Source organism: Neolewinella antarctica (assembly GCF_011927835.1).
In the GTDB taxonomy this organism is placed as follows: domain Bacteria; phylum Bacteroidota; class Bacteroidia; order Chitinophagales; family Saprospiraceae; genus Neolewinella; species Neolewinella antarctica.
In genome coordinates, this window is the sequence record NZ_JAATJH010000004.1 from 327,332 (window position 1) to 353,352 (window position 26,021).

General features: G+C 54.9%; 21 protein-coding genes and 1 tRNA gene. 17 read left to right on the forward strand and 5 right to left on the reverse strand.

What is annotated here, in order from left to right; genetic code table 11:
• Nucleotides 1–34: 34 nt before the first annotated feature.
• Entirely contained in the window at nt 35–1,585 is a 1,551-nt protein-coding gene (locus GGR27_RS13590) for a tetratricopeptide repeat protein (protein WP_168038193.1), read from the reverse strand.
• Between the two features lie 141 nt (nt 1,586–1,726).
• Complete coding sequence (gene pyk / locus GGR27_RS13595) at nt 1,727–3,160, reverse strand: pyruvate kinase (RefSeq protein ID WP_168038195.1); 1,434 nt, start codon at nt 3,158–3,160, stop codon at nt 1,727–1,729.
• 266 nt (nt 3,161–3,426) lie between these two features.
• On the opposite strand from pyk, the gene GGR27_RS13600 reads away from it, so the two are divergent.
• A tRNA-Ile gene (locus tag GGR27_RS13600) sits at nt 3,427–3,499 on the forward strand.
• Between the two features lie 88 nt (nt 3,500–3,587).
• Here GGR27_RS13600 and GGR27_RS13605 read toward each other — a convergent pair.
• Nucleotides 3,588–4,589, reverse strand: a complete 1,002-nt coding sequence (locus GGR27_RS13605; protein ID WP_168038197.1) for a hypothetical protein — start codon at nt 4,587–4,589, stop codon at nt 3,588–3,590.
• A gap of 332 nt (nt 4,590–4,921) precedes the next feature.
• Nucleotides 4,922–5,845, reverse strand: coding sequence for a site-specific tyrosine recombinase XerD (gene xerD / locus GGR27_RS13610; protein WP_168038199.1), 924 nt, complete (start codon nt 5,843–5,845; stop codon nt 4,922–4,924).
• A gap of 155 nt (nt 5,846–6,000) precedes the next feature.
• Here xerD and GGR27_RS13615 point away from each other — a divergent pair, with 155 nt between their 5' ends.
• The 7 genes from GGR27_RS13615 (at nt 6,001) to nqrF (ending at nt 14,035) form a co-directional block, all read left to right on the forward strand.
• The gene (locus tag GGR27_RS13615; protein WP_168038201.1) at nt 6,001–6,672 is read left to right on the forward strand and encodes a hypothetical protein; all 672 of its coding nucleotides are present in this window, start codon (nt 6,001–6,003) and stop codon (nt 6,670–6,672) included.
• Between the two features lie 410 nt (nt 6,673–7,082).
• Nucleotides 7,083–8,699: a Na(+)-translocating NADH-quinone reductase subunit A gene (locus GGR27_RS13620; protein ID WP_168038203.1), complete on the forward strand. Its 1,617-nt coding sequence runs from the start codon at nt 7,083–7,085 to the stop codon at nt 8,697–8,699.
• A gap of 60 nt (nt 8,700–8,759) precedes the next feature.
• Nucleotides 8,760–10,148 carry an NADH:ubiquinone reductase (Na(+)-transporting) subunit B gene (nqrB, locus tag GGR27_RS13625; RefSeq protein WP_168038205.1) on the forward strand — a complete coding sequence of 463 codons (1,389 nt, stop codon included), beginning with the start codon at nt 8,760–8,762 and terminating at the stop codon, nt 10,146–10,148.
• 220 nt (nt 10,149–10,368) lie between these two features.
• Entirely contained in the window at nt 10,369–11,121 is a 753-nt protein-coding gene (gene nqrC / locus GGR27_RS13630) for an NADH:ubiquinone reductase (Na(+)-transporting) subunit C (protein WP_168038207.1), read from the forward strand.
• Between the two features lie 41 nt (nt 11,122–11,162).
• Entirely contained in the window at nt 11,163–11,900 is a 738-nt protein-coding gene (locus tag GGR27_RS13635; protein WP_168038209.1) for an NADH:ubiquinone reductase (Na(+)-transporting) subunit D, read from the forward strand.
• Between the two features lie 99 nt (nt 11,901–11,999).
• The gene (nqrE, locus tag GGR27_RS13640; RefSeq protein WP_168038211.1) at nt 12,000–12,608 is read left to right on the forward strand and encodes an NADH:ubiquinone reductase (Na(+)-transporting) subunit E; all 609 of its coding nucleotides are present in this window, start codon (nt 12,000–12,002) and stop codon (nt 12,606–12,608) included.
• A gap of 161 nt (nt 12,609–12,769) precedes the next feature.
• On the forward strand, nt 12,770–14,035 hold the full coding sequence (nqrF, locus tag GGR27_RS13645) for an NADH:ubiquinone reductase (Na(+)-transporting) subunit F (RefSeq protein WP_168038213.1): 1,266 nt from the start codon (nt 12,770–12,772) through the stop codon (nt 14,033–14,035).
• A gap of 324 nt (nt 14,036–14,359) precedes the next feature.
• On the opposite strand, the gene GGR27_RS13650 is transcribed toward nqrF, so the two are convergent.
• Nucleotides 14,360–15,604, reverse strand: a complete 1,245-nt coding sequence (locus GGR27_RS13650) for a M16 family metallopeptidase (protein WP_168038215.1) — start codon at nt 15,602–15,604, stop codon at nt 14,360–14,362.
• A gap of 152 nt (nt 15,605–15,756) precedes the next feature.
• Here GGR27_RS13650 and GGR27_RS13655 point away from each other — a divergent pair, with 152 nt between their 5' ends.
• The 9 genes from GGR27_RS13655 to murI all read left to right on the forward strand — a co-directional run bounded on the left by GGR27_RS13655 (nt 15,757) and on the right by murI (nt 26,019).
• Nucleotides 15,757–16,227, forward strand: coding sequence for a hypothetical protein (locus GGR27_RS13655; protein ID WP_168038217.1), 471 nt, complete (start codon nt 15,757–15,759; stop codon nt 16,225–16,227).
• Between the two features lie 157 nt (nt 16,228–16,384).
• Nucleotides 16,385–17,143 carry a 3-keto-disaccharide hydrolase gene (locus GGR27_RS13660; RefSeq protein ID WP_320060357.1) on the forward strand — a complete coding sequence of 253 codons (759 nt, stop codon included), beginning with the start codon at nt 16,385–16,387 and terminating at the stop codon, nt 17,141–17,143.
• Between the two features lie 53 nt (nt 17,144–17,196).
• Complete coding sequence (locus GGR27_RS13665) at nt 17,197–18,510, forward strand: MFS transporter (protein WP_168038221.1); 1,314 nt, start codon at nt 17,197–17,199, stop codon at nt 18,508–18,510.
• Nucleotides 18,511–18,601: 91 nt separating this feature from the next.
• Nucleotides 18,602–19,393 (forward strand): TIGR02757 family protein, encoded by a 792-nt coding sequence (locus GGR27_RS13670; protein WP_168038223.1) that lies wholly within the window; start codon nt 18,602–18,604, stop codon nt 19,391–19,393.
• A gap of 86 nt (nt 19,394–19,479) precedes the next feature.
• Nucleotides 19,480–20,757, forward strand: a complete 1,278-nt coding sequence (locus GGR27_RS13675; RefSeq protein ID WP_168038225.1) for an NAD(P)/FAD-dependent oxidoreductase — start codon at nt 19,480–19,482, stop codon at nt 20,755–20,757.
• Nucleotides 20,758–21,116: 359 nt separating this feature from the next.
• Nucleotides 21,117–23,444, forward strand: a complete 2,328-nt coding sequence (rnr, locus tag GGR27_RS13680; protein ID WP_168038227.1) for a ribonuclease R — start codon at nt 21,117–21,119, stop codon at nt 23,442–23,444.
• Between the two features lie 434 nt (nt 23,445–23,878).
• Nucleotides 23,879–24,397 carry an OmpH family outer membrane protein gene (locus GGR27_RS13685; RefSeq protein WP_168038229.1) on the forward strand — a complete coding sequence of 173 codons (519 nt, stop codon included), beginning with the start codon at nt 23,879–23,881 and terminating at the stop codon, nt 24,395–24,397.
• A 133-nt stretch (nt 24,398–24,530) separates the two neighbouring features.
• Nucleotides 24,531–25,037: an OmpH family outer membrane protein gene (locus GGR27_RS13690; RefSeq protein WP_168038231.1), complete on the forward strand. Its 507-nt coding sequence runs from the start codon at nt 24,531–24,533 to the stop codon at nt 25,035–25,037.
• 121 nt (nt 25,038–25,158) lie between these two features.
• Nucleotides 25,159–26,019 carry a glutamate racemase gene (murI, locus tag GGR27_RS13695; RefSeq protein ID WP_168038233.1) on the forward strand — a complete coding sequence of 287 codons (861 nt, stop codon included), beginning with the start codon at nt 25,159–25,161 and terminating at the stop codon, nt 26,017–26,019.
• The last annotated feature ends 2 nt before the right edge of the window (nt 26,020–26,021 follow it).

The following is a 26,021-nucleotide window of genomic DNA, read 5'->3' on the forward strand; positions in this document are numbered from 1 at the left end:
CAGGGAGAAACCGGGAAGAGCAGCGTCCGTTCGCTCAGCTTCCGATTTTACTTGCCTTGCGGGCAAGCTCTTTAGAAGTGCTCCCAGCCGCTTTCGCCCGTCCGTAAGCCCTCGTCGCTGCGTCGCTATCCCCCGCTGCGGATAGCTGATCGCCCAGCAATTCTAAGTAAAGGGCGTTGGTGTTACTAGGGGAGTCGTATTTTTTAAGCTCGGAGAGGTTTTTACCGTTATCGATTAGTAAAGCTACTGGCCCAGTTGGTCCCCCGGGTAAAACGTTCTTGTTAATGGCGTCAGTCGAACTCGTGCCCGCCAGCGCCAGAAACGCCCGGGAAAGCTCATCCAGCGACCGTGTAGCTTCCGCCTGGGAAGACACCATTAACTTGGCCTGATCCAGCAACGCGTTCGCCTCGGCAAAATCCGCCCGCATGGCTTCACCGATCGCGTAGTGTACGTAAACGGCCGGCCGATTGGGGTAGAGATCGAGCGCTTCTTCCGCATATTTTCGTAGGTCGACGGACCGGTTGGCCAAGTAGAGCGTTCCGAGCAGCTGCTCCCAAACGGGGTAAACATTGTCGTCGAGGGCCAGGGTGGCGATGTAAGCGTCAGCCGCTTCGTTAAGTTGGTCGGTTTGGAAGTAAATATCACCGAGCAGGGCAGTTGCCTTCGGCTCGTCGGGGTGGACGCGGCGGAGCTCCGTGGCCAGGCTCACGGCCCTACCCACTTCCCCCGGCACCAGCGACCGCGCAATCTGCTGCACCAAAGGGAGTAATTTGCCAATCTTGAGGTCAATGCCCACGTCCGCGCGGCCGAGGAGGGCCATCAACTCGTCGTCGCTTTCACCACCCGGGCTGGCCGAAGATGCAGTGTTCTGCAGGGCCAGTTGCGCGCGTACGTCCGAAGGTTCCCGCCGAAGAATTTCCTCGTAGACCTTCTCCGCGCTCTTTTTATCATTCTGTGCGGTGTAAAAGCCCGCGAGCAAGTGCCGGTGTTCCGTCAGGTAGGGTTGCGCCTCGACCAGCGCCACTAGCTCTTTCTCCGCCCGCTTAGCGTCGCCGGAGCCCAGGTAAAGAGAATGCTTGAGCCGGGCCAGTTCTGCGTTCACGCCGGTCCGCTCCTCCAGCTCGTTGTACACCCCGATGGCTCCCTTAATGTCTTGCGCCCTGACCAGGAAGGCGGCTTCTTCGAAGTACAGCGCTTCGTTGGTGGGGTCCGCTTTGCGCAACTTTCCGTACAGCGCCGCGCCCTCCCCGTGCCGACCAGCCTCCTGGTAGAGGGTAGCCAGAAACACGGCGTAAATGTCATTATTTCTGGCGGCGTACGCCTTCTGCACGTGTTCGATGGCTGCGTTAGGCTGTTCTTTTGCGCGGTAAAGGCGACCCAGCTCGAACTGTATTGCGTCATCCCCACCTTCCGCATCAACTAGTTCCTCGAAAGCGGCGATGGCATCATCGGTCTTACCCAGCAGCGCCTGTTGTTTCGCTTCAATGAACGCGCGTTGTCGTTGGACTTGCGCGACGGTCAACGTTTCCTGCGCCACTGCGGATAGGGAAAGCAGACCGAAAAGGAGAAGTAGGGAAAGACGCATGAAGGGGTGTTCTGGGGGAGCCGGGTAGGGTAGGGGCGTCCGGTATTTTTGGACTGACCATGCATTAAACGTACAAAACCCCGCCTCGTTGCGTACGGGGCGGGGTTTCTGGGTGGCGGCGCGGGACCGGGTGGTGCAGCATTAATCGACGATCGTGATCTTCATCATGTTCGTGCGCCGCCGCCGGTTAAGGGGCATGGAGCCGGTGTTGACGAGCATGTCACCTACGTTGACGTGGCCCGCGTCCTTGAGGATCTGCGTTACGTCCGACACCGTTTCGTCCGTGCTCGTGAACTTGTCGTAGCGGAAGCACCGCACGCCCCAGCAAAGCCCTAGGGTATTGAGCATGTGGTCCGAATCACTAAACACGTATATTTTGCTGTTGGGGCGGAAGCTGGATAGTTTGAAGGCCGTGTACCCCGTGCGGGTCATCCCGACGATGCCACGGGCACCGACGTTCTGCGCGGCCCAGGCGGCGGCGGAGCAGACAACGTCGCTGACGAACGTACCGGATTTATTATTTGATTTCGGACGCTTCATGCCGATCTCGTAGATCTGCTCCGCTTCGTGAATGATGGCGTTCATGGCCTTGACGACGAGGGCCGGGTGGCGGCCGACGGACGTTTCACCGGAAAGCATCACCGCATCCGTTCCGTCGAGCACGGCGTTGGCTACGTCCGTCACCTCGGCGCGCGTCGGGCCGGGGTTATTAATCATGGAGTCCATCATTTGCGTAGCAACGATCACCGGGCGTGCCCGTTGAATGCACTTGCGGATGATTTCCTTTTGGATGATCGGCAGGCGCTCCATGGGCATCTCGATACCGAGGTCACCGCGCGCGACCATGATGGCGTTGGAATGCTTGATGATCTTATCGAGGTTCTCGATGGCCTCGGGCTTTTCGATCTTGGAAATGATCTTGGCCGGGTGGCCCTCGGCGTCGATGCGGGCGCGGAGATCCTTGAGGTCCTTAGCTTGCCGTACGAAGCTCAGCGCGATCCAGTTCACGGGCTGGGTGAGGATGTACTTGAGGTCCTTCAGGTCCTTCTCGGTGAGACTGGGAAGACTGATCTTCGTGTTGGGCAGGTTGACGCCCTTGTTGGACTTCAAGATACCACCGAAGAGCGTTTTTAGTTTTACGGTGTCCGTGCCGTTCGTCTCGACTACTTCAAACACGAGCGTACCGTCGTCCACCAATACCCTTTCACCGACGGCTACGTCACGGGCGAATTCGGGGTAACTCATGTAGATGCGCTCGGCGTTACCGACGCACTTAGTGTTGGTAAAAGTTACGATCTGCCCTTCCTCCACGGGCAAGCCCTCGTTTTCCATTTTACCGACGCGGAGTTTCGGGCCTTGTAGGTCGGCCAGAATACTGACGTGCGTATTGAGCTCCTTATTGAGCGCAAGAATGTGCTGGATCGTCTCCCCGTGTACGTCGTGCGAGCCGTGGCTGAAGTTCAAGCGGAATACGTCCACCCCCGCCTCGATCAGTCCCTTCAACCCGTCGTAGGAACTACAGGCCGGGCCGACGGTGGCGACAATTTTGGTATTCTGGTGGTCCGTAATCTTCATAAGCGCAGGGGGGTTAGTTTAATAATTACAATAATAGCGCAAAAGTAGGGCATGGCGGGCGGAATACGTCAGGTACCTACGCCCGGGAAAGGTTTGTAAGATTAAATTTTCCGATGGCTTAGGTAACTTTTGGCCCGTGGTCTACCTTTGTGGAAGAAAGAAACTAGGTCCGTGGTCTAGGGCCTGTAGTCTGCAATGACCCAAGAATACAGACCGCAGACCGCAGACCGCAGACCGCAGACCAAAGACTTTCTCCTTCCCCCTCCGGGCCCATAGCTCAGCGGTTAGAGCGCCGGACTCATAATCCGTCGGTCCTAGGTTCAAATCCTAGTGGGCCCACTAAAACGTAAGCAACCCCATCCCGCAGTGTGCCGGGATGGGGTTCTTCGTTTCAAGGTTGCTTAGTAAATAAAGTGTAAACTCTTAATCAAAAGCCCGGGATCTCCATAATCTCCACGCCATCCAGGTTCAGGATGCTGGTGTCCATTGCCGCCTCGCCGACTTTCACGTTTTTGTAAGTCATCTCAATTCGCTCGCCTTTTTTGGTGATGGACGTAGACCGCAGCGGGAAACCAATCTCGGGTGCACCGTCGGGCGCGGAAATTTTCGCGCCCGTGAAGGCGGCCATCGACTGAGCGAGGGCTTCGTGCCGCAGGGGGATTTCGGTCGTTATCCAGCTGGTGGTCACGCTTCCGTCGTTTTCGTTGGTGGATAGGTACTTGCGAGTGTTGTAGCCATCGATGACCTTGGTCTCGCTGGTTTCCTCGATGGTGATGCCCTCCATATAATTTTCGGTGTCCATTTCTTCCATCAGGCCGCTCAGGTTAGGTGTGCGCATGCGCATGGCCGTGCGTTCTCCGTCGGCTTCCGTGACGAGGGTGGTCGTGCCGGTCTGGGTGTCGAAGATGGATAGCGTCGTGGTGGTTTCTCCCTTCTTGACGATGTTTACTTGTTGGCCGATTTGGGTGGGGGCTACGGCTAAGCGCATGTTCATCACCTCCTGTTTGCCGTTCCGTTTGGTACTGATTACGTTCATGTCCGCGCTGAAAGTGGCTTCGTTGGTGAAGGGTTCGAAATCCTTATTGCCCCCGAACAGGCTGCCGAGGATGTTTGCCGCCCGGTCGTCATCGGTCTGCGCACCGCTGGTGGGCGCGGTACCGCTTTCTTCGTTGCCCGTTTGGACCGTGGATCCATTGTTGCCGGTCGAGTCCTGGCGGTTTTTTTTCTTGTTCCGCTTTTTGAACAGATTCCCGACGGCGTTGAAGGCGTCATCGACGGCCTTGTCTACTTTTTGGTCGACCCTATTGTTGGCCTTTCTTTCGGCGCGCTCGGTGGCCCGGGTCTTAGCTTTCTGGGGGACATTTTGGGCGCTAACGCTGGTGCAGAGTAGTAACAAGGAGAGCAGCGTGAGGAGGGTAGGAAACTTCATAGTGGAGGGAAATTATTTTGGTGAGCGTAGTCCCCACGAAATAATCAGTAGTGGGAGTGTTCACCCCTCAATACACGGCCAAACCCAGGCGTTACACTTTTCCACCGAAAACGAACTCCTTAATCCCGCAAGCGGTTATGTTGTTACCACGTTAGTTGCAATTGCAACTGCGCAGAATTATACTCTTTCCAACAAGACCTTACCCAAACAAATAATGGAACTTCGTCAAAATTTTGGCCGCGTAACTTTTATGGTCACGCTTTTCTTAATCCTAATGGCACTCTTTACGCTACCCAATCTGGCCAGCCTACTCTAAAGATTGCGGTCCGCTATCAGTTTGTGCCCGCGTTGGCCGGGTGAAAGCTGAGAATTGTCTCCCGCAAAAAGTCCGTATCGAGGTGGGTGTAGATTTCCGTGGTCAGGATCGATTCGTGTCCCAGCATTTCCTGAACCGCCCGCAGATCCGCCCCGCCCTCGATCAGGTGCGTCGCAAAGGAGTGCCGAAACGTATGCGGGCTTACGTTCTGCACCAAACCGGCCGCCGCCGCGTATTTTTTCACGGCGGTAAAAACGCTTATCCGGCTCAGAGATCCACCCCTTCTGTTTAAGAACACCACGTTCTCCGCAGTCTCCTTAATCACTGGCTGCTGCGCGCGCACGTAATCGAGATAAATTTCTACGTGCTTAATCGCTTCCCCACCAATCGGGACGATGCGCTCCTTGTTACCCTTTCCCGTAACCCGCAGAAAGCCTTCCTCCAGGTAGAGGTTACCGAGCTTAAGCCCGGTCGCTTCACTCACCCGCAATCCACAGGCGTAGAGGACTTCCAGGATGGCCCGGTCGCGCAGGCCGTGGTCCGTGCTCAGGTCAATCACCCCGAGGAGGGACTGGATTTCTTTGTAGGTAAGTACTTCCGGGATTTTACGCCCGAGTTTAGGAGCCTGCAGGAGTTCGGTGGGGTCTTCCCTGATCTCTCCCTCGTCGAGTAAGTACCCAAAGTAGGTTTTTAGGGCCGAGATCAGGCGGGCCTGCGAACGGGCGGCCAGGCCCAACTCCGCCAAGTAGACCACGAAGCCATCGAGGTGGAAATTATCAATTTCCGCCGGGCTAAGATCCCAGTCGCGGAGCGCTAAGTAGGCCGGGAGCTTCTTCAGGTCGGAGTGGTAAGAACTAAGCGTATGGTTACTGTAGCCACGCGTTAGTTTCAGGTAGGCGGCGAAGCTTTCGAAGGTGTTAGTCCAGGGTGAGTTGTCCACGGGGGGCAAGATAAGACCGGGTTCGTAGTGCCCCGTAACCCTTGCTCCTTTTCCCACAAGCCCGGCACCCGCATTCGCGCCAAATGACCGCGCGAACCATGCGCCGCCCCCAAACGTAATTTACCTACCTTGTTACTAACTAATTCCGCCCGTCTATGATCCCTTTAACCGTCATCAGCATTCTTCTGCTCATCGGTATGCTACTGCTCTTCCGGATGTGGTCCAGCAACCGGATGCCGGGCAAAAATAAGCGGCAAAAAGAGGTCGAAGCACTCAGGGCGGAAATGGACGGGTGGAGTGCCGATCTCGTCCCGTTAAATAAGGAAGAACTTGATCTGTTTAGCCTCGCGCAGGACAAGCAAGTCGTCAAAACCGGCGCCAGCACCAGTGCCCAGGGCACTTTTACGACCATTTTCCACGAACCCGTCGTCAGCTACAGCTACCGGCGTTACCTGGGTAGTAAAGTCAACGAACTACTCTACGCCCGCACCGCCGACCACGATTACGTGTACTGGACGGAAGACGGAAAGACCAGTCTCGAAATCGACGGCCAGCCCGTTGGTAATCTCGACGGCAATACCTTGCTCGGAGCCCGCTCCGGCCAACCCATTGCCCGCATTTCCGGCGAGCAAAAGGAAAATTACTTGCCCATCAGCGTCGGCAACCGGGAGGTAGGGTCCATCACTTCCGATCAGTCCGCCGCCAGCGACCCACTCGGGCAGCGCGCCTTCGAGTTCATCCCTGACGACCTTAACGAAAAGGAGGAACAATTACTGCTCAGCCTAGCTACGCGTGAATTGGTGAAGCGTAGTTTGCCCCGGGAGTAATTAAGTTTTGGCCGTAAACTCAGCAGTGGTGAATTTTACCAGTCGTTGGTCCACGTAATTGCCGGATGTTGCTTTTTCCCGACGCTGCGCTGTGTTTCATCAGCCTTTCGTTGCGCCCATCAGATCAAAGGGCAAATGATCTGTTGTATGAGCGCTGAGTAGTGGTTGAGAGACCTACATTAGATTAAGTCTAAATACTATTTGGTAACTAACATGTCATTCGGCCCACTGGATTAGTACCCTACCGTGTTGTAACTTTGCCAAACTTTTCCGAGCCATCCGTCAGGTTGGACCTACCCGGACGAGTGCTCGTCGATTGACGATAGAATAGAGGGGTACATCTCCGTCTTTCCTTACCCCACCGCGGCCGTACCGCCCCGTTAAACCAGCTTTCAACCGCACATTAGCGCATGAAAATTACCAGGCAAACACTTCAACGCTCTCTGCTACTATTAGTGGGCGGCGTCGGACTTCAATCTCAGGCATCTGCTTCCGGCAATAATTTGCTGATCTACAGCATCGCCGCCGTAGCGTTGCTACTTTTATTTTTCATCATCATCAGTGTCGCTGATAACTTCATGGTGCTCGACCTGGGTGATAAGAAGATTGATAAGAGCAAGGTCAACATGGGGCTTTATCCCCGCATGAGTGAGCTTTTTGGTAAGCGCCGCCCGGAGTATCTGGAAGGGGAGAACTACCATAAGCTCACCAGAGGTTACGATATTCCCCTGGAGGGCGCTCCGGCAGCGACCATCGACGTGCAAACCAAAGCTACCCGGTTTGCCATCATGCCCCCTGACTTTGACGGCCTCATGCCGATCCCGAAAGTAACGGTGGAAGAAGGCGATGCGGTCAAGGCCGGTGACGTTGTTTTCTACGATAAGAAGAAAGACCGGATCAAGTTCGTCGCCCCCGTAAGTGGTGAGGTGCTGGAAGTGAAGCGTGGCTTGAAGCGCTCGATCGACAGCATCATCATCCTGGCCGATAAGGAGCAAGTGAGCCGTGAGTACGAACTCCCGTCCCCCCACGCCGAGCGTTCGGAACTAGTCGATTTCCTGTTGGAGTCCGGTGTGTGGCCGTCCATTCGTCAACGGCCATTCAATACCGTCGCCGACCCCGAACTGACGCCACGCGATATCTTCGTGACGACCTTCAGTACCGCCCCCCTCGCCTACGACAGCAAACTATCGATTGCCGGCCGCGAAGAAGAGTTCCAACTCGGTATCAATATCCTGAACCGATTGACGGACGGCCTGGTCTACCTCGGCCTCGACGGTCGTGAAGATGGCCCCACCGCCTACGGTCGCGTGGCTAACGCTCAGAAGCACTATTTCGAAGGCCCACATCCCGCCGGCAACGTCGGCATCCAGGCCCACCACATTCACCCCATCGGTAACGCTCAGGATACTTGCTGGACGATGGACGTTAACGGCGTCCTTACCCTCGGTACGCTATTTCTGAAGGGTAAGTACGACACGAGCCGCGTCATCGCGCTCACCGGCGCCGAGATGGCCGACCCCCGCCACGTACGGACTTACGCCGGTGCCAACATTGGCGAGCTTTACGCCGGGACGAACTTCGAAAACGTCCGCGCCATCAGTGGTGACGTACTTACCGGGCATAAGGTAGGTTTCGATGGATTCCTTGGTTTCTTTGACACACAAGTTACCGTAATCGAGGAAGGTAACGAACCCGAAATCTTCGGTTGGTTGTTACCCATTAAACCACGCGCTTCTATCTCCCGTACGATCCCCACTTTCGGTAAGCTTGCTCCCACGACGAACTCCCACGGTGAACGTCGGGCATTCGTTGTGAACAATGACTACGAACGGGTGATGCCAATGGACGTCTACCTGACTCAGTTGATGAAGACCATCATGATCAGCGACTTCGAGGCAATGGAAGGTCTGGGTATTTATGAGTTAGTGGAGGAAGACGTTGCGCTGGCCGAGTTCGCTTGTGTTTCTAAGCAACCACTTCAGTACATCCTGCGCGACGGTCTGCGCCTAATGCAGCAGCAGGGTTAATAAAAAAAATCGCGCGCCCGGTGGATAATCCGGCGGGTACGCTCAGCTATATCGCTAAATATGAAAGCATTACACGATTTCGTTAAAAAGTTTGAGCCCGCAAAGGAGAACAAGATCGCGCATACGACCTATGACGCTTTTTACACTTTCCTCTTTCAGCCGGATTCAGTAACCGTTGACGGAACGCACATCAAGGACGGTATGGACCTCAAGCGCCTGATGGTGCAGGTGGTCCTGGCGTTGCAGTTGTTGTACGTCTTCGGCACCTGGAACATTGGCCACCAGCACTTCATCGCGCTGGGTCTGCACAGCGGCCTGCTCGAAGGCTTCCTGCTGAAGGTGGTTTACGGTTTGATTCAAGTGCTGCCGATTTTTATCGTCACGCACGTAGTCGGTCTCGGTATCGAGTTCCTCTACGCCGCCAAGAATGGCCACTCCGTTGAGGAAGGCTTTCTTGTCTCCGGTGCACTCATCCCCCTCATTATGCCACCGGATATTCCACTATTGTGGTTGGCCGTGGCGATCGCCTTTGCCGTAGTTCTTGGTAAGGAAGCGTTTGGGGGCACGGGGATGAACATCTGGAACGTCGCCCTACTGGCCAGGGTCTTTATCTTCTTTGCCTATCCGACCACCATCTCCGGTGACGAGGTATGGGTGAGTGGCATCGAGAAGATCGGCACGGAATACTACGCGGCATCTTACAACTTTGCCCACCACGCTTTTGATGCCGTCTCCGGTATCTTCGGTTACACCCAGTTCGGGCTCGGTGGCCAGGCCGTCGTTGACGGTTGGACGGGCGCTACGCCACTCGGTATCGCCGCCAAAGAAGGCTGGTCCGGAGTGGAGGCTGTTTACACGGAATCTCAGATCTTTTGGGGTACCATCCCCGGGTCCATTGGTGAGTCGAGCGTTCCCCTGATCGTAGTTGGTATGATCTTTTTGATCGTGACCCGTATTGCCAGCTACCGCGTAATTTTTGGTGGTCTGATCGGTTTCATGGTTGCGGCGCTGATGATGAACGCGATTGCTCCAGCTGAACTAACGGCCGAAACGCCCGGTATCTTCAAATTCATGGCCATTCACCCACTGCGGCAGATGGCGATGGGCAGCTTCTTGTTCGCCATTACGTTCATGGCAACCGATCCGGTTTCCAGCGCGGATACGCCAATGGGTAAGTGGATTTACGGCTTCCTGATCGCATTCATCGGTTTGATCATTCGCGTAATGAACCCGGCTTACCCCGAAGGCTGGATGTTATCCATCCTGTTGATGAATACCTTTGCGCCGCTGATCGACCACTACGTGTACGAAGCCAACATGAAGCGCCGCGCTAAGCGGACCCACGCCATGGCCAAGCAACGCGACGAAATCATCACCAAACGCGGTGAGATGGAAGTATTCGACGAAGACTCTGAGTACAAAGCCGTCGGAAACGCCGGTGGGTACTAAGATTAATCGTTAGTCGGTGGTTCATCTTCATTTGACTATTGCTTCCGACCAACTTTTGATTTTAAGGGCGCGGCCGCGGGTGCGAAACAATTTGGAAGAGCGGGGATAGTAATCGCACAAACCATGCTACTCCCGGAATTCAAGTCTGCACCAGCGACCGCGCCCAACTCCACCAATGAGATCGCGTGGTTAATTAGGAAACTTTAAACAAGCTTACGATATGAGTACGCAGAAAGTAATTTTATTCGTGGTTGCCATGACGGTTGTCGTGGCCCTCCTTCTTGCAGGTTCGGCCGTAGGGCTGGCACCGATTGCCGAAAAGAACGCGGATATTTTCAACAAGCGTCAGTTGTTGCTGGCCATCGCTAACCCGCTCGAAGCGGCCGGTCAACCAGCCGCCGCACTTACCGACGAGGAGGTTCTTGCTTTTTTTGACGAGAACGTCGAACAGAGTGTGGTCAATAGCCAGGGCGAACTAGTGAATCAGGAAGGGTTATTGGCCGTCAACGTTGACCTCGCAAAGGAGCGTAAAAAGCCTGAAGCGGAACGGAACTATCCCGTCTACAAAGCAAACGTCGATAATAGCAACTACTACATTTTCAGCGTTCGTGGAAACGGACTTTGGGATGCTATTTGGGGCAACGTAGCGCTGGAGCAAGACCTGAATACCATCGCTGGCGTCAGTTTTGACCACGCGGGTGAAACACCCGGTCTCGGTGCTGAGATTAAGGACAACGCTACCTGGCGCGCTCAGTTTGTCGGTAAGAAGATCTACGAAGGCGAAAAGTACGTCTCCGTCTACGTTCGCAAAGGCGGCGCGCTACAGAGCCGGGCGGAGCACGAAGTTGATGGTCTCAGCGGCGCAACGATTACGGCCGACGGCGTAACGAAAATGATGTACGAAGGCCTGCAGGCTTACGAACCATTTATGGAAGAGTCCGCTACTACTTCCACCAGCATGAACTTCAAGTAAAATACCCCGCGCCTAACCGCGCGAAATTAAAATATCAGCACATGGCTACCGCCACTGAAACGAAGGAAATCCGCATTGAGGAAAAAGACCCCTGGTTTGGCTCGAAAGAGCGCGAACTGATGGTCGACCCGCTGTTGGATAATAACCCCATTACCATCCAGGTACTGGGGGTTTGTTCCGCCCTCGCCGTCACGTCGCTCGTCTACCCGTCCATCGTGATGGCCGTTGCGGTAGTCTTCGTTTGCGGAATGGCAAACTTGACGACTTCCTTGCTTCGGAAATCCATCCCAAAGGCCGTGCGATTGATCGTGCAGTTGGTAATCATTGCTACGCTGGTAACCCTGGTGAACGAAGCACTGAAAGCGCTCAACTACCCCGTTTACAAGCAGCTTTCCGTGTACATCGGCCTGATCATCACGAACTGTATCGTGATGGGGCGTCTGGAGGCTTTCGCAATGGCTAACCGCCCCTGGCGCTCCTTCGTTGATGGTATCGGTAATGGCCTGGGTTACGGTCTCATTCTGATTGTCGTTGGCTTCATCCGTGAGGTATTTGGCAAAGGTTCCGTATTCGCCGGTAGCGGACTTGAATTTAAGATCATCGGTGCGGGTTCGACTTACGCCATCGACACAACTACACCGGACCAGTGGGGCAGCACCTTCTTCGGTTGGTACGCCAACAACGGCCTGATGGTAATGTCCGTTGCGGCCATGTTTATTATTGCCGTGCTTATCTGGGTCCAGCGCGCCCGCAATCCTAAACTGGTCGACGTAAGCTAGTCGTTTAGCCCGTTCGTCTTTTAGCCCGATCGAGGTTGAGACGCAGCAGGCTACCGGATCAAGAGGCTACCGTTCTAATAGATTAAAAGACTACTCCCCATGGGTGACTTAATTAATATTTTCATCAAATCGGCATTCATCGAGAACATGATCCTGGCTTACTTCCTGGGTATGTGTTCTTTCCTGGCCGTTTCGAAATCTCTTTCTACCGCTTTCGGTCTTGGCCTTGCGGTCATTTTCGTACTCGGTATTACGATGCCAATCAATTGGCTCATCAATGAGTACTTGCTGGTGAGTTTTGAACTGGAGTTTTTACGCTTCATCGTCTTCATTGCGGTAATCGCCTCAATGGTGCAGTTGGTGGAGATGATCGTAGAGAAGTTCAGCCCCGGTTTGTATGCGGCTCTCGGTATTTTTCTTCCGTTGATCACGGTAAACTGCGCCATTCTCGGTGGTAGCTTATTCATGGTTAGCCGGGAGTACTCGCTGAGTGAATCCGTAGCCTTCGGTCTTGGTGGTGGTTTCGGCTGGTTCCTGGCCATCATTGCCATCGCCGCTATTCGTGAGCGCATTCGTTACAGCAAAGTCCCCCCCGGGCTGCGTGGCCTCGGCATGGCGTTCCTGCTAACTGGCTTGATGGGGCTCGCGTTTTTGAGCCTTTCCGGTATCGACCCCGCCGTATTTGCCGGCTGGCAGCCTGCGGAGTAGTCATTGATTGGCTAACTCTAGGTGGGTGCCCAAAGCTGGGTATCTCAATAATATGACACATTTCCCTAAACAGTAGCGGTCTTATTCCGCTTTCATTTGGGTAACAATAAAAATACGGTGCCTCCCTTTTGGCGGTCCCGGACACTATAAATTCAACCGACATGGTAATCCTGTATGCGGTTATCGTTTTTTCACTCATCGTTCTGGCTCTGACGGCCGTACTTCTGGTGGCGCGGCGCAAGCTCGTCCCCCAGGGGGAAGTAAAAATTACCGTCAACGGCGATACCGAAAAACCGCTCCTAGTTCAGCCGGGTAGCTCACTGCTGACCGTTCTTTCCGACCAAAACATCTTCCTCCCCTCCGCTTGTGGCGGTGGTGGTACCTGCGCAATGTGCGAGTGTCACATTACGGCCGGTGGTGGTGATGTACTACCCACTGAGCTCAACCACCTTACCCGGCGCGAAGTAGCCGAGCACAAGCGTCTAGCTTGTCAGGTAAAGGTGCGTGGCGACATGGACGTGCAGATCCCGGAAGAAATATTCGGTATCAAGAAGTTCGACTGTACGGTTAAGTCTAATTACAACGTAGCGACTTTCATCAAAGAATTCGTGGTTCAACTCCCCGAGGGAGAAGACATGGATTTTGAATCTGGTGGCTACATCCAGATCGACGTACCCAAGGTGACCGTCGACTTTAAGAACTTCAATGTCGACGCCCACCCCGATCACCACGATGTGATGGATAAGTACAAAGCGGACTGGGACAAGTTCAAGATGTGGGACCTGAAGATGGTCAACAGCGAGGAGCAGTTCCGTGCTTACTCCATGGCTAACCACCCGGGTGAAGGAGACATTATTATGCTCAACATTCGGATCGCAACGCCACCCTTCGACCGTAAGAAAGGCGGATGGATGGACGTGAACCCCGGTGTTTGTTCCAGCTACGTTTTCGACCAGGAGGTTGGTGACAAAGTTGTTATCTCAGGCCCCTACGGTGAGTTTTTTATTAAGCCTACTGAGAAGGAGATGGTTTACATCGGTGGTGGTGCCGGCATGGCCCCACTTCGTAGTCACATCTTCCACCTGTTTCACAGCATGAAGACGGACCGCAAGGTTAGTTACTGGTACGGTGGCCGTTCGAAAGCCGAACTTTTCTACGGTAAAGACTTTGCGGAGATTGAAGAAGAGTTCCCCAACTTCTCCTACCACGTCGCCCTTTCGGAGCCACTTGAGTCAGACAACTGGGATGGTTTAACCGGTTACATCCATCAGGCTGTTCTCGATAACTACCTGAAGGACCACGAAGAGCCCGAAGAAATTGAATACTACCTTTGTGGGCCCCCGATGATGCTCAGCGCCGTACAAACGATGCTTGACGATTTGGGTGTTCCCGAAGAGAATATCGCCTTTGATGATTTCGGTAGCTAATTATTACTGCCTCTGAATCACTAGCATTGAAAACCCCGACAGCAACAGCTGTCGGGGTTTTCTGATTTCAGGACAAAGTGTTGGATTGAATATGTTGCTAAACGGTTGGGATGTGTGACGTCAGGCAACCGGTACGTACCCTATTCCTAAAGCGATATTTTCTGTGGTGGAGCACCGGTCGACGCGCCGTCCCGGCGCGAGTAAATCTTACTTAGCTAACTGTTGATCTCTTTCGCGCCGGGACGGTGCATCGTCCGAAATAGCCCTCAGATTTATATTGCTAAAGAATCACGAGTAGTAAAATCAACTGCGTGGCACGAGTTGCTAGTCTTCCACCAGATAATCTATCGTGGAAAGGCAGTCGGTACACAGGTATTTTCTGATTACCTCATTTACTCTCTCTACGGTAAGGTCCAAGTACCGCTGCGTCTCCGTATTGACGAGTTCCAGGCGGTCGAACGATGCGTAAAAGGCCAGGTCGTTGGCCCGGTTACTTACCGAGAGCTGTTTGAACTGGTTTACGTGTTCCAGCCGGTTGATCGTTTTGTCGAGTTGTTCCTGCGTGATGCCTTCCCGGACGAAATCGTCGACGGCGGAGAAGAGCGCCGTCCTGGCGGCGGTGTAATCTTCCCCTTCCGAAGGTCGTGCGTCGATCATGAAGCCCGAATAGTCGTACGTGTCGTTCATCCCGGCGGCTACTTCGGCGAACAGGTCGCTATCGCGAATGAGTTTGCGGTAGAGGTAAGACGACCGGCCACCACCGAGTAGGAAGGCGGCTACGTCGAGGGCGTGAAAAGAATCGTCTAACCGGCCCGGCGTGCGGTAGTAGAGGTAGATGACGGGGCTGGGTACGTCGCCCCGGACGACCTTGGCGCGCGGCTCCGTCTGTTCCGGTTCCTCGGGGAGGGTAGGGCGGACGAGCGATGCGTCGGTGGCGGGAATGTCCCCAAAATGCTTATCCACCAAGCCTGCGATGGCTTCGCGGTCGTAACCGCCGGCGACGACGAGCACCGCATTGTCGGGCCGGTAATACCGATAGTAGAAATCCTTAACGTCCTCCAGCGTCGCTTCCTCGATGTGCTGAAAATTCTGACCGATGACGGGCCAACGGTAGGGATGAACCCGGTAGACGAGCTCGCTCAGGTGGTGAAAAACATCTCCGTAAGGTTCTTCGAGGCAGGTTTCTTTGAATTCCTCGACGACTACCTTCTGCTGGGTACGCAAGGACTTCTTACTGAAGCGAAGTTGCCGCATCCGGTCGCTCTCCAGATAAAGGGCCGTTTCGACGTTGGCGGCGGGGAGGACGTCGTAATACATCGTCGTGTCCGCACCAGTGACGGCGTTGTTTTCGCCCCCGGCCATCTGGAGGACGTCGTCGAAATTATCCACGTTCTCGCTGCCTTCAAACATCAGATGCTCGAAGAGGTGGGCAAAGCCGGTGCGGCCGGGCGGGTCGTTGCGGCTACCTACTTTGTAAAGGACGTTGACGGAGACCACGGTACGCTGCGGGTCGTGGTGCAGGACGACGGTCAGGCCGTTGGGGAGGGTATAAGTTTCGTAGTCGATCAAGTCGCTGGTAAGTTATGGCTGGGGTAGCGTGCGCCAAAAGGTAACCCTTTTGCATCTCTTTGGTTGGCAGCCCTCCGGGTCGCTCGTTCGGTCCGGTTTAAATTTAGCTGACGGTGGCCCCCGAACGAGTAGAATCAATTCAATAACTCACTATGCGTTTGGGTTTCTCCCAACATTGTTTGCTTGGAGGAATCTTCTGCTGCTTACTCGTGGGCTGTAGCGGTTCGGCGCGGGTCACGCCCGTGGCGGCGGAGTTGGATTACACCGAAATTGCGAATGCGACGGGGTGGATTTTACGAATCTACGGTAACGGAAGCGGCAGCATCAGCCACGAACAATTACCGGCGTACCACCTCCACTACCCTTGCTCTACCTTCTCAACTCTGCACCTGCGTCCGCGCCCACTGCATTGTTCCACGAATAATCAAGCAAATGCGTGTACGCGCGTGACCCGCTATTCAGCGTACGAAAATTTAACTAGCGTCTGCGCCTGCGCGGGTTCCGAGTGGACGGAAGAACTGATGATCGTAGCGATCGACCAAATGGAATACGCCATCGAGGCCGGGGGGAGCGAGCGCAGTTGTCGTATGCTCCGGCGCCGGTGGCTGGGCGTCCAGCACTGATTGTATTACGCTCAATTCTTAGTTATTTTCTTTCCCAAGACGGAAGGAAGCAGCGAGAAAAAATGCCGGAAGAGAAACGTTAGCTAATGGCTCGTCACCGTCGATTTCCTGGCTAAGTATGGGTAGTTGCCTATATTGCTCCGTCAAAGACTCTACTGTGCAGCATACATTCCTCGTTACCGCCTTCTTCTCGCTTCTACTCGTGGCCTGCGGACCTACGGAATCCGCAACCGCCAAAACGGACGTGACGACGGACGCTACTTCCGTCGAGCAAGAAACGAACGACGGATGGACCACCCTCTTCAACGGCGAAGACCTCACCGGCTGGCACAAGTACGGCGCCGAAGGCATCGGCTCCGCCTGGAAGGTAGCCGACGGCGCAATCTATCTCGACGTATCCGATAAGGACGGCTGGCAAACCAACAACGGCGGCGACATCGTCACCGACGAAGCGTACGAAAATTACGAACTGGAACTCGACTGGAAGATCGGCGAGTGTGGCAACAGCGGCATTATTTACAACGTCCAGGAAACGGCCGACTACGAATACCCCTGGAAAACCGGCCCCGAAATGCAGGTGCTCGACAACACCTGCCACCCCGACGCCGAAATCACCACCCACCGTGCCGGCGACCTGTACGACATGGTCTCCGTCAGGGAAGAGAACGTGAAACCCGCCGGTGAGTGGAACACCGCCAAACTGGTCGTCACCGACGGCAAGGTCGAGCACTGGCTCAACGGCGAAATGCAAGTTTCTTACGCAAACACGGGCGACGATTGGAAAGCGATGATCGCCGATTCTAAATTCAAGGACATGCCCGATTGGGGCATGTTTACCGGCGGAAAAATTAGTTTGCAGGACCACGGCAACCCCGTCTGGTTCCGGAACATCCGCCTGCGTCAACTCAGTAAATAAGCCGAGCTACTTTGCTCGCCTAGCCCTCTTATCTCTACCGTTAATTCAAGATCATGTCCACCATTATTGACAACGGCGCCCCGGGCCGCGTGCCCGCCGGCGTCCCGGCCAACCGCGACCGCCTGTTTCTCGCCGCCTGCGTAGCGCTTATCGTGACGTCGATGACCTTTGCTATCCGGGCGGGTATCCTCAAGGACCTGACGGTTGAGTTTGGCCTCGACAACACGCAACTCGGTTACGTTAATTCGATGGCTTTTCTGGGCTTTCCGATCGCCATGATCGTCGGGGGGCTGCTCTACAACAGCATCGGCCCGAAGCTGATGATGTACTCGGCCTTCGTCTTTCACATGCTCGGTTTGGTGCTCACCATTTTTGCCGGCGAAGTTTTCGGCCCCTACGCCGACTTGCTTATTTCGACGCTCTTCATTGGGCTGGCGAACGGCTCCGTCGAGGCGGGTTGTAATCCGATGATCTCCGACATGTTTCCGGACAAGCAGACGCAGATGCTCAACAAATTTCACGTCTGGTTCCCCGGCGGCATCGTGATCGGCTCCCTGATCGGCTACTTTTTTTCCGCTACGCTCGGTTGGCAGGGGCTGATCGCCACGATGTTCGTCCCGACGATCCTGTACGCTGTACTCATTTTCGGGCAGGAGTTTCCCCGGTCCGAGAACATCGAAAGCAATACCGGGGCCAACATTGCCGGCTTATTCAACCCGCTGTTTCTGTTTATTGCGCTGTGCATGACCCTGACGGCGGCTACGGAATTCAGCACGACGCAGTGGGTGGAGAAAATTCTGAGTGCTTCCGGCGCGCAGCCGTTGATCGTGTTGGCGCTGGTCAGTGGCATTATGGCCACGGGGCGGTTTTTCGCCGGGCCCATTATTCATCGGTTTAATCCCACGGGGGTGTTATGGGTATCGGCGGTGCTTTCCGCGCTGGGCATCTACCTACTCAGTACGCTTTCCGGGGGCGCGGTTTACGGGGCGGCGGTCGTTTTTGCGCTGGGTGTTTGCTACTTCTGGCCGACGATGATCGGTTTCGTGGGCGAGTATATTCCGCAAACTGGTGCGCTGGGTATGAGCCTCGTCGGTGGTGCCGGCATGTTTTCCATGACCATCTGGAACCCCGTCATCGGCGGCTGGCTGGACGAAGCCAAAGCAACGGCGGAAGCTTCCGGTCTGACCGGTCTCGAAGCCGAGGCGCTTGCCGGGCAGGAGACGCTCGGGGCCATGGTTTGGCTGCCGATTATTCTGATCGTACTGTTCGGGGGGCTCTACTTTTACATGAAGGGTAAGCGGCCCGTGCCCGCCAGTGCCGTAGTGCTGGACGCCGAAGCCATGTCCCAACCCGGCTCGGCCCGGTAAGTAAGTTCTGGGGCGCGGACGCGGGTGCCGGGTAATTACGGAAGGGAGCGGAGCAACCAAGGCCCGCCCCCAGTGGTTCCCCGGGAAGCCCATGACCGTAGCCAAAACCCTCAACCACTACCACGATCTTTACAACCGCCCGGACTTCATCCCGCACGACCCGATCTGCCTCGTCCACGCCTTCGATGACCGGCGCGACCGGGAAATTATCGGCTTCTGGGTAGCTATCCTCGCCTGGGGCCGGCGCCAGACCATCATCGACAAGGGGACCCAACTCATCGAACTGATGGACGGTCGCCCGTACGAGTTTATCCTTAACCACACCGAAGCCGACCGCGCCCGCTTTGCCGACTGGAAGCACCGGACGTTCAACTTCGAAGATACCCAGTACTTCCTCCGCTGGCTTCAGCAGTACTACCGCGCACACGACAGCCTGGAAGACGCTTTCGCCCGCCACCTCACCCCGGAGGACGACACCATCGAGCCGGCGCTCCGGGGCTTCCACGACCTGTTCTTCAGCCTTCCCGACGCCCCGCACCGGACGCGCAAGCACGTAGCTACGCCCGCCCGCAAGAGCCGGTGCAAGCGCCTGTGTATGTTCCTCCGTTGGATGGTCCGGCAGGACGAAAACGGAGTAGACTTTGGGTACTGGACCCGGATCAAACCGAGCCAGTTGTGTTTACCGGTGGACGTACACGTTGAGCGACAAGCGCGGGAAATGGGCTTGTTGAAGCGCAAGCAGACTGACTGGGCGGCGGTATTGGAGCTAACGGCCAATCTCCGGGCGTTCGACCCGGTTGATCCCTGCCGGTTTGATTTTGCTCTTTTCGGAGCGGGGGTGAACGGGGCGGTACCGGAAGACCAGCTACCCGTGCGCGAGTAGTAATAGCATTCTGAATTACGCTCACGGCCCGGGTCTCATCTCTCCGGTAAGATGTTCCAATAAGTACCATCCATTATCTTTACGTTATGTCCACAGTAACACCCATCGTCATCATTGGTGCCGGCCCCGCCGGAGCCGCCACCGCCTTACGTTTAAGCTACCTCAATATTCCTAGTGTCCTGATCGACAAGTCGGACTTCCCCCGGGATAAGATTTGCGGTGACGCCATCAGCGGGAAGGTGCCGACGCTCCTGAACCGGCTGGACCCTGCCATAATGGACCGCTTTCGGAAGCGTTTCAGCCCCATTGACGTGTGGGGGATCCGTTTTTTTCCACCGTCCAAGAAGCTGATCGAGCTGCCCTTTAAAGTGGGGTATGAGCGCGTACCGGACGCTGCGCCCGGCTACGTTTCCAAACGGGAGGATTTTGATATGTTCCTGATTGAGGAAGTGCGCCGCCGGGAGAACATCGAGCTACACCTAAATACGAACGTCACCAAGTGGCAGAAGACGGACGGTGGTTATACGATCGAGACGAAGGATGGGAAGAAATCCTGGGACTGCCGCTTATTAGTCGACGCCGCGGGAGCCCACTCCCGGTTCAGCCGGAAAGAAGCGAAGCAGGAAGTCGACCACGATCACCACGCCGCGGCCGTGCGGGCCTACTACAAGGGCGTCACCGGATTTCACAAGGACAACTTCATCGAGTTGCATTTTCTGGATAAGTACAACCCCGGCTACTTCTGGATCTTTCCCCTCCCGAATGGGCAGGCCAACGTGGGGCTGGGGATGCGCTCCGACATCGTCAAACGTAAGCAAGTCAACTTGCGGGAAGCGCTGGATGAAATCATCGCTTCACCTGAATTCTGCGAGCGCTTTGCCGACGCGGAGCAGGTGGACCCCACCAAAGGTTACGGCCTTCCCCTGGGCTCTAAGGACCGGGTCCTGTCCGGCGACAATTATCTACTGACGGGGGACGCCGGTCACCTGATCGACCCACTTACGGGGGAGGGCATCGGCAACGCCGTCTATTCCGGCTTCATCGCCGCTGAATTAGCCGAGAACTGCCTGAAAGAGAACCGTTTCGATGCGGAGTACCTGAAGGCTTACGACGTTCGGATCGAGCGGGTCCTCCGTACGGAGTTGAGGCTCAGCTACCGGATGCAGCAGATTATGCAGCACAAGTGGTTGACGAATTTACTCACGGGCATCGTCGCGGCCAACCCCAAGATCATCGAGTTGCTCTGTCGGATGTACACGGATTTCGAGTTGCGCAAACAGCTGGTTAAGCCTACGTTCTGGTGGAAGCTGTTCCGAGCTAAGTCCGGTAAAATGCCGGCCGTCAATCCCTCATCCGTTAAATAAAGCCGAATAAACGGGTTTTTGCCCACTCGGCGGTAACAAATCGGGTGTTCACCCAGTTATGGGGTCAGTTGATTAAGTTTATATACTAGTGAGTGTAAAACGAGCTCTCGGCCCTGAATTAGGGTACGGGGGTTCTTTTTTGGTCTGGGGTTTATGGTCCATGTTCTGCAGTGCGTAGAGTTGTACCACAGGCTGCGGACTTCTCACCCATATCCCCTGCACCCGCGGCCTCGCAACTTTATGCTATCTCTAGTGGTTTAGTTGCGAATAAAACCTACTTTAACGACACCCCCCAAAAGTCCGCACTTCCGCGGCCCGCGAATGATTTTGTACGCGGCAATACCCAGCATACTAACCTAATGGCTAATAATAAAACGAAGGGCAGCAAGCTCAAAGCGCGAGATTTGGAACGCGCGATTCTAAAGGAATTGAAGCAGAACGATCGCAAACAATACAACCCCAAGCAACTAATCCGCAAACTGAAAGTGAAGAACTCTCAGGATAGCGTGCTAGCGGCCCTGGAAGCACTAGCGGAGAAGAAGCTCGTCAGAAAGAATGACGATTTTAAATTCCAGGTCGCTAAGAACATCCAACAACAAACTTCCTCCGAGTACACCGAGGGCCGCGTCGACACAACCCGCTCCGGTGATGCGTACATCGTAACGGATGGTGACGACCAGGACATCTTCGTCCCCGCCCGCCGGCTCGCTAACGCCCAGAGTGGCGACCTCGTGAAGGTCCGCTACTGGACGCCCGCCCGCCGCCGCAAACCGGAAGGCGAAGTGGCCGAAGTGCTCGAACGGAGCGTGACGCACTTTGTCGGTACCTACAAGGAATACGATAAGTACGCCGAAATCGAAGTAGAACAACCCGGCGGCAACAAAATGCTGGTAGCCGTGCACCGCGGTGAAAACCTCGGCGCGCAAAATAAAGAGAAAGCGGTCGTCCGCATTGACGACTGGGAGCCGAATCGGTTCGGTCAACTTTCCGGCACGATAACGGCCGTTCTCGGGGAAGAAGGAACGAGCGAGATCGAAATGCAGTCCATTTTGATCAATAATGGCTTTCAGATCACTTTCTCCGACGAAGTGATCGCCGAGAGTGAAGCGCTACCCAGTAAAATCAGCCCCCAAGAAATCAACATTCGGCGCGACATGCGCGACGTGACAACCTTCACGATCGACCCGTTGACGGCGAAAGACTTTGACGACGCACTCTCCATCCAGCACTTAGAGAACGGACAAATTGAGATTGGCATCCACATCGCCGACGTGAGTCACTACGTGCTGCCCGGTAGCGCGCTGGACAAAGAGGCCGCTGAGCGTACGACCAGCGTCTATTTGGTAGACCGAGTCTGTCCGATGCTCCCCGAGCGAATTTCTAATGAGCTCTGCTCGCTGCGCCCCCACGAAGACAAGTTGACGTTCTCGGCTGTTTTCTCGTTCGACGCAAAGACTTACCAGATTCGGAAGCGCTGGTTTGGCCGGACGGTTACGCACTCCGATCGCCGCTTCACGTACGAAGACGCGCAGGAAGTTCTTGATTCGGGTAAGGGTGATTTTGTCGAGGAGTTACAGCTGATGGATAAAATCTCCAAGAAGCTCCGGAAGAAACGCTTTAAGGAAGGCGCGATTGATTTCGCGACGAACGAAGTACGCTTCAAATTAGCCGACGACGGCACTCCATTGGAGGTGTACATCAAAGACCGGATCGACACTAACATGTTGATTGAGGACTTTATGCTGCTGGCGAATAAGGAAGTAGCTGGCTACATCATTAAGAAGGAAGAGAAGTTGAAGGAGAATATTCCCTTCGTCTACCGCGTCCACGACGAGCCGAACCTCGACAAGGTGACTGAGCTGGCTAGCTTTGCCGAGGCACTGGGTTACAAAATGGACCTGAGCACGCCACGGAGCATCGCCAAGTCCTACACGGCGTTGCTGTCCAAAGCTGCTGAAGACCCGATGGTAAAAATGCTTTCGCCCATTGCGATCCGGACCATGGCAAAGGCGATCTATACGACCGAGAATATCGGTCATTACGGCCTGGGCTTTGAAAATTATTCTCACTTCACCAGCCCCATCCGCCGGTACGCGGACGTACTCGTTCACCGGATTTTAGAAAAGAACCTGGAAAAGGGCAGCCTGTACAAGGCCAACGCCACCAAGCTGGAGGAGACTTGTAAGCACATCTCCGCCCAGGAGCGCAAGGCAACGACCGCCGAACGGGAGTCCATTAAGTACAAACAAACGGAGTTCATGCTGGACAACGTCGGCGAAGAGTTCGACGGCATCATCAACGGCCTGGCCGATTTTGGGGTATTTGTGGAGCTGAGTGCCAACTTCGTGGAAGGGATGATCAGCTACGATAACATGGACGAGCCGTACGAGCTCGGTGGCGGTAAACTGTTCATTAAGGGTAAAAAGTCCGGAAAAAAGCTTAAGATGGGTGATGGTCTTCGCGTCCGGATTGAGGACGTCGACCTGGATCGTCGGAGAATAGATATGTCGTTGGTGAAGGTTATCAACGTTCACGGGGAGGATAATCAGAATGCGGCGGAAGGTAAGGCGGGGAAAGTCCGGTCGGGCCGGCCCGCACGAGCCAAAACGCAAGATAAGCAGGAGGTTGCCGCGGTCGCGGGTGCCCGGAAGGGTGGTGCGCGGGGTGGACGCGGTAAGCGCAAATAAATTTTGTACGGTTTGTGCTTTAACTGAGTCTGAGGCACTGTCCATACGAATAAATGTGGTAAGGCTGCAACTCACTGGTTTGAGTGCCGGCGGAGCATTTGGCGGTACTTAGTGGATTAAACTGGCGTAGGTGCTCAAGCTAGTATTTATAGGGCCCGGACGACAAATGAGTCCGAATGATGCACAGAAAAGAACCGAATACCGCCTCCGCTTCCGCCCAGACAAGCTATCATCGTTAAGATTACGTTAAACAGACGACCGAAAATCAGTTGCAGTATTTTTGTAACGGGTTGGTAATTAATGGTTTACCAGGCAGTTGTCAACGTTAAATCTTTCCCAATGGCGTAACTTCGTAACTTTGTGAACGTCTATACCCCCGAAGGTTCCGAGCTACCGTAGCTACTTTTGGGGTCCTTTCAATAACACATCTGCTTATGCGCGTCCGCTCTACGTTTCTCATTATCCTGTTTGCTTGTCTTAGCCTCGGCTCTACGCTCAGCGCTCAGAAGATCGCCCACATCGACATGGAGCGTGTCCTGGGTAGCATTACGGAATACCAGGACGCTCAGACGCAGCTCGATCAACTAGCCGCCAAGTGGCAACAGGAGATCAACCAACAGTACGACGATATCAAAGGCATGTACAACAAGTACCAGGCCGAGCAAGTCCTGCTAACGGAGGATCAGCGTTCCGGCCGCGAGGAAGAGATTGTCGCAAAAGAAAAATCCGTCCGGGAACTGCAACGCCAACGGTTCGGCGCGGATGGTCTGCTCTTCGATCGCCGCCAGGAATTGGTGAAGCCAATCCAGGATGCTATTTACGAAGCCGTCGAAGCTTACGCCCGCACGCGGGGTTACGACTACATCCTTGATCGGTCCAGCGCCGCTGGCATTCTCTTCAGTAGTGAGACTTACGACAAAACGGATGACATTCTACGTGCCCTCCAAAATTAATTAGTTAACAGACGCCCGGGCTTACATTCCGGATACGTGTCTCTCGATATCCCCAACATAAACCTCACTTGCCAGCCCTCAACTATTCTATTTCGTGCTGGCATTTTCTCAAAACAACTCAATTACCGCAACAATGAAGAAATTCTTTCAACTCGCCCTCGTGGCCGTCATGATTCTTGCCGCCACGGCAACGGCTACCGCACAGAAGTACGGCTACGTAAACGCCGACGAAATCATCGCCGCTCACCCGGAGATGAAGGTCGCCGAATCTAACCTCGAAAGTCTCCAGAAGCAACTCCAGAAGAAGGGAGAAGCCATGGTGCAAAAATTCCAGACCGATTACCAAGCACTCGAAGCCAAAGCTCAGGCGGGTGACTTAACCCCCAAGCAGCAGCAGGAAGAAGCGACCAAGCTGGAAGTTCGCCAGAAAGAGATCGCGGAATTCGAACGTACGATGATCGCCGACCTCCAGGCCAAGCGCGTGGAGCTTCTCGAGCCCATCTACACTTCCGTGAACGAGGCCATCGAAGCCATCGCCAAGGAGAACGACTACCAGTTTGTCTTCAGCCAGCAAACGCTCCTCTACGGTGACGAATCAGCTGACTTGACGAGCCAAGTAAAGACGAAGCTCGGTCTCTAGGCTACCAACTTTCGTAACGAGCACGCGGGCCGCATCACCTCAATTGGTGGCGCGGCCCGTTTTTGTTTAAGCAACGACTAAAGTCCCAACGTGCGCTAACTATCTTCGGCCAGTGAAAAAAATGGATGCACACGCCCCCATCGGGGTTTTTGACTCTGGTATCGGGGGGCTTTCCGTCGCGGCGGCCGTCGCGGAACTGTTGCCGCGAGAAGATATCCTGTACGTGTCCGATAATCAGCGGGCACCCTACGGCCCCCGGGAGGCAGCGGAGATTTTGGCTTATAGCGAGGAAATCACCCGGTTTTTACTGAAGTGCGGTGCGAAGATGATCGTGGTTGCCTGTAATACCGCCACCAGCGTTGCCATTGATCGATTGCGAGAAGAATTTCCGGAGGTACCGTTTGTCGGTTTGGAGCCAGCGGTTAAACCCGCGGCTAACGGAAATGTGGTGGGGGTGTTGGCCACGGAAGCGACACTAAACAGCGAGCGCTATCTAGCTTTACGCGATAAACACTTGAGCAAAAAAGTGGTGCTGGAAAATCCCTGTCGGGGCTTGGTCTCAATCATAGAAGCGGAACAACCGGGTAGTAACGCCTTACGGGATAAACTCCGCGTCATCATTACCCCCATGATATCACTGGGTTTAGATACGCTCGTACTTGGGTGTACGCATTACCCGATGATCAAGGAAGACATTCAATTCATCGCTGGACCGGACGTGCGAATCATTGACCCCTCCCCGGCGGCAGCCAAGCAAGTTGCCCACGTTCTTTCGGCTATGCGGGGGGGCGTGGATTCTCCGGACTCACCCCAAAATCCCGGCACCCGCGATGCGCCAATTACCCCCGTACTTAGTCGGGGCAATCTCGCCCACGATTTTATCTGTACCGGAAACAGCGTGGCCTTGCAACGTGCCCTCCTGCGCTTATCTTCGCTCAACCGGAGGCGGCGCTGGGTGCTGCCGTTCGGAAAAATAAATTAACC

Excerpts from the sequence above, each read along its gene's own strand:
- rnr (WP_168038227.1), top strand. The coding sequence starts at position 21,117 with ATGGCTAATAATAAAACGAAGGGCAGCAAGCTCAAAGCGCGAGATTTG.
- GGR27_RS13590 (WP_168038193.1), bottom strand. The coding sequence starts at position 1,585 with ATGCGTCTTTCCCTACTTCTCCTTTTCGGTCTGCTTTCCCTATCCGCA.
- GGR27_RS13665 (WP_168038221.1), top strand. The coding sequence starts at position 17,197 with ATGTCCACCATTATTGACAACGGCGCCCCGGGCCGCGTGCCCGCCGGC.
- murI (WP_168038233.1), top strand. The coding sequence starts at position 25,159 with ATGGATGCACACGCCCCCATCGGGGTTTTTGACTCTGGTATCGGGGGG.
- GGR27_RS13635 (WP_168038209.1), top strand. The coding sequence starts at position 11,163 with ATGGCTACCGCCACTGAAACGAAGGAAATCCGCATTGAGGAAAAAGAC.
- nqrF (WP_168038213.1), top strand. The coding sequence starts at position 12,770 with ATGGTAATCCTGTATGCGGTTATCGTTTTTTCACTCATCGTTCTGGCT.
- nqrC (WP_168038207.1), top strand. The coding sequence starts at position 10,369 with ATGAGTACGCAGAAAGTAATTTTATTCGTGGTTGCCATGACGGTTGTC.
- GGR27_RS13605 (WP_168038197.1), bottom strand. The coding sequence starts at position 4,589 with ATGAAGTTTCCTACCCTCCTCACGCTGCTCTCCTTGTTACTACTCTGC.
- GGR27_RS13675 (WP_168038225.1), top strand. The coding sequence starts at position 19,480 with ATGTCCACAGTAACACCCATCGTCATCATTGGTGCCGGCCCCGCCGGA.
- nqrE (WP_168038211.1), top strand. The coding sequence starts at position 12,000 with ATGGGTGACTTAATTAATATTTTCATCAAATCGGCATTCATCGAGAAC.
- GGR27_RS13620 (WP_168038203.1), top strand. The coding sequence starts at position 7,083 with ATGAAAATTACCAGGCAAACACTTCAACGCTCTCTGCTACTATTAGTG.
- nqrB (WP_168038205.1), top strand. The coding sequence starts at position 8,760 with ATGAAAGCATTACACGATTTCGTTAAAAAGTTTGAGCCCGCAAAGGAG.
- pyk (WP_168038195.1), bottom strand. The coding sequence starts at position 3,160 with ATGAAGATTACGGACCACCAGAATACCAAAATTGTCGCCACCGTCGGC.
- GGR27_RS13655 (WP_168038217.1), top strand. The coding sequence starts at position 15,757 with ATGCGTTTGGGTTTCTCCCAACATTGTTTGCTTGGAGGAATCTTCTGC.
- GGR27_RS13615 (WP_168038201.1), top strand. The coding sequence starts at position 6,001 with ATGATCCCTTTAACCGTCATCAGCATTCTTCTGCTCATCGGTATGCTA.
- GGR27_RS13685 (WP_168038229.1), top strand. The coding sequence starts at position 23,879 with ATGCGCGTCCGCTCTACGTTTCTCATTATCCTGTTTGCTTGTCTTAGC.
- GGR27_RS13670 (WP_168038223.1), top strand. The coding sequence starts at position 18,602 with ATGACCGTAGCCAAAACCCTCAACCACTACCACGATCTTTACAACCGC.
- GGR27_RS13690 (WP_168038231.1), top strand. The coding sequence starts at position 24,531 with ATGAAGAAATTCTTTCAACTCGCCCTCGTGGCCGTCATGATTCTTGCC.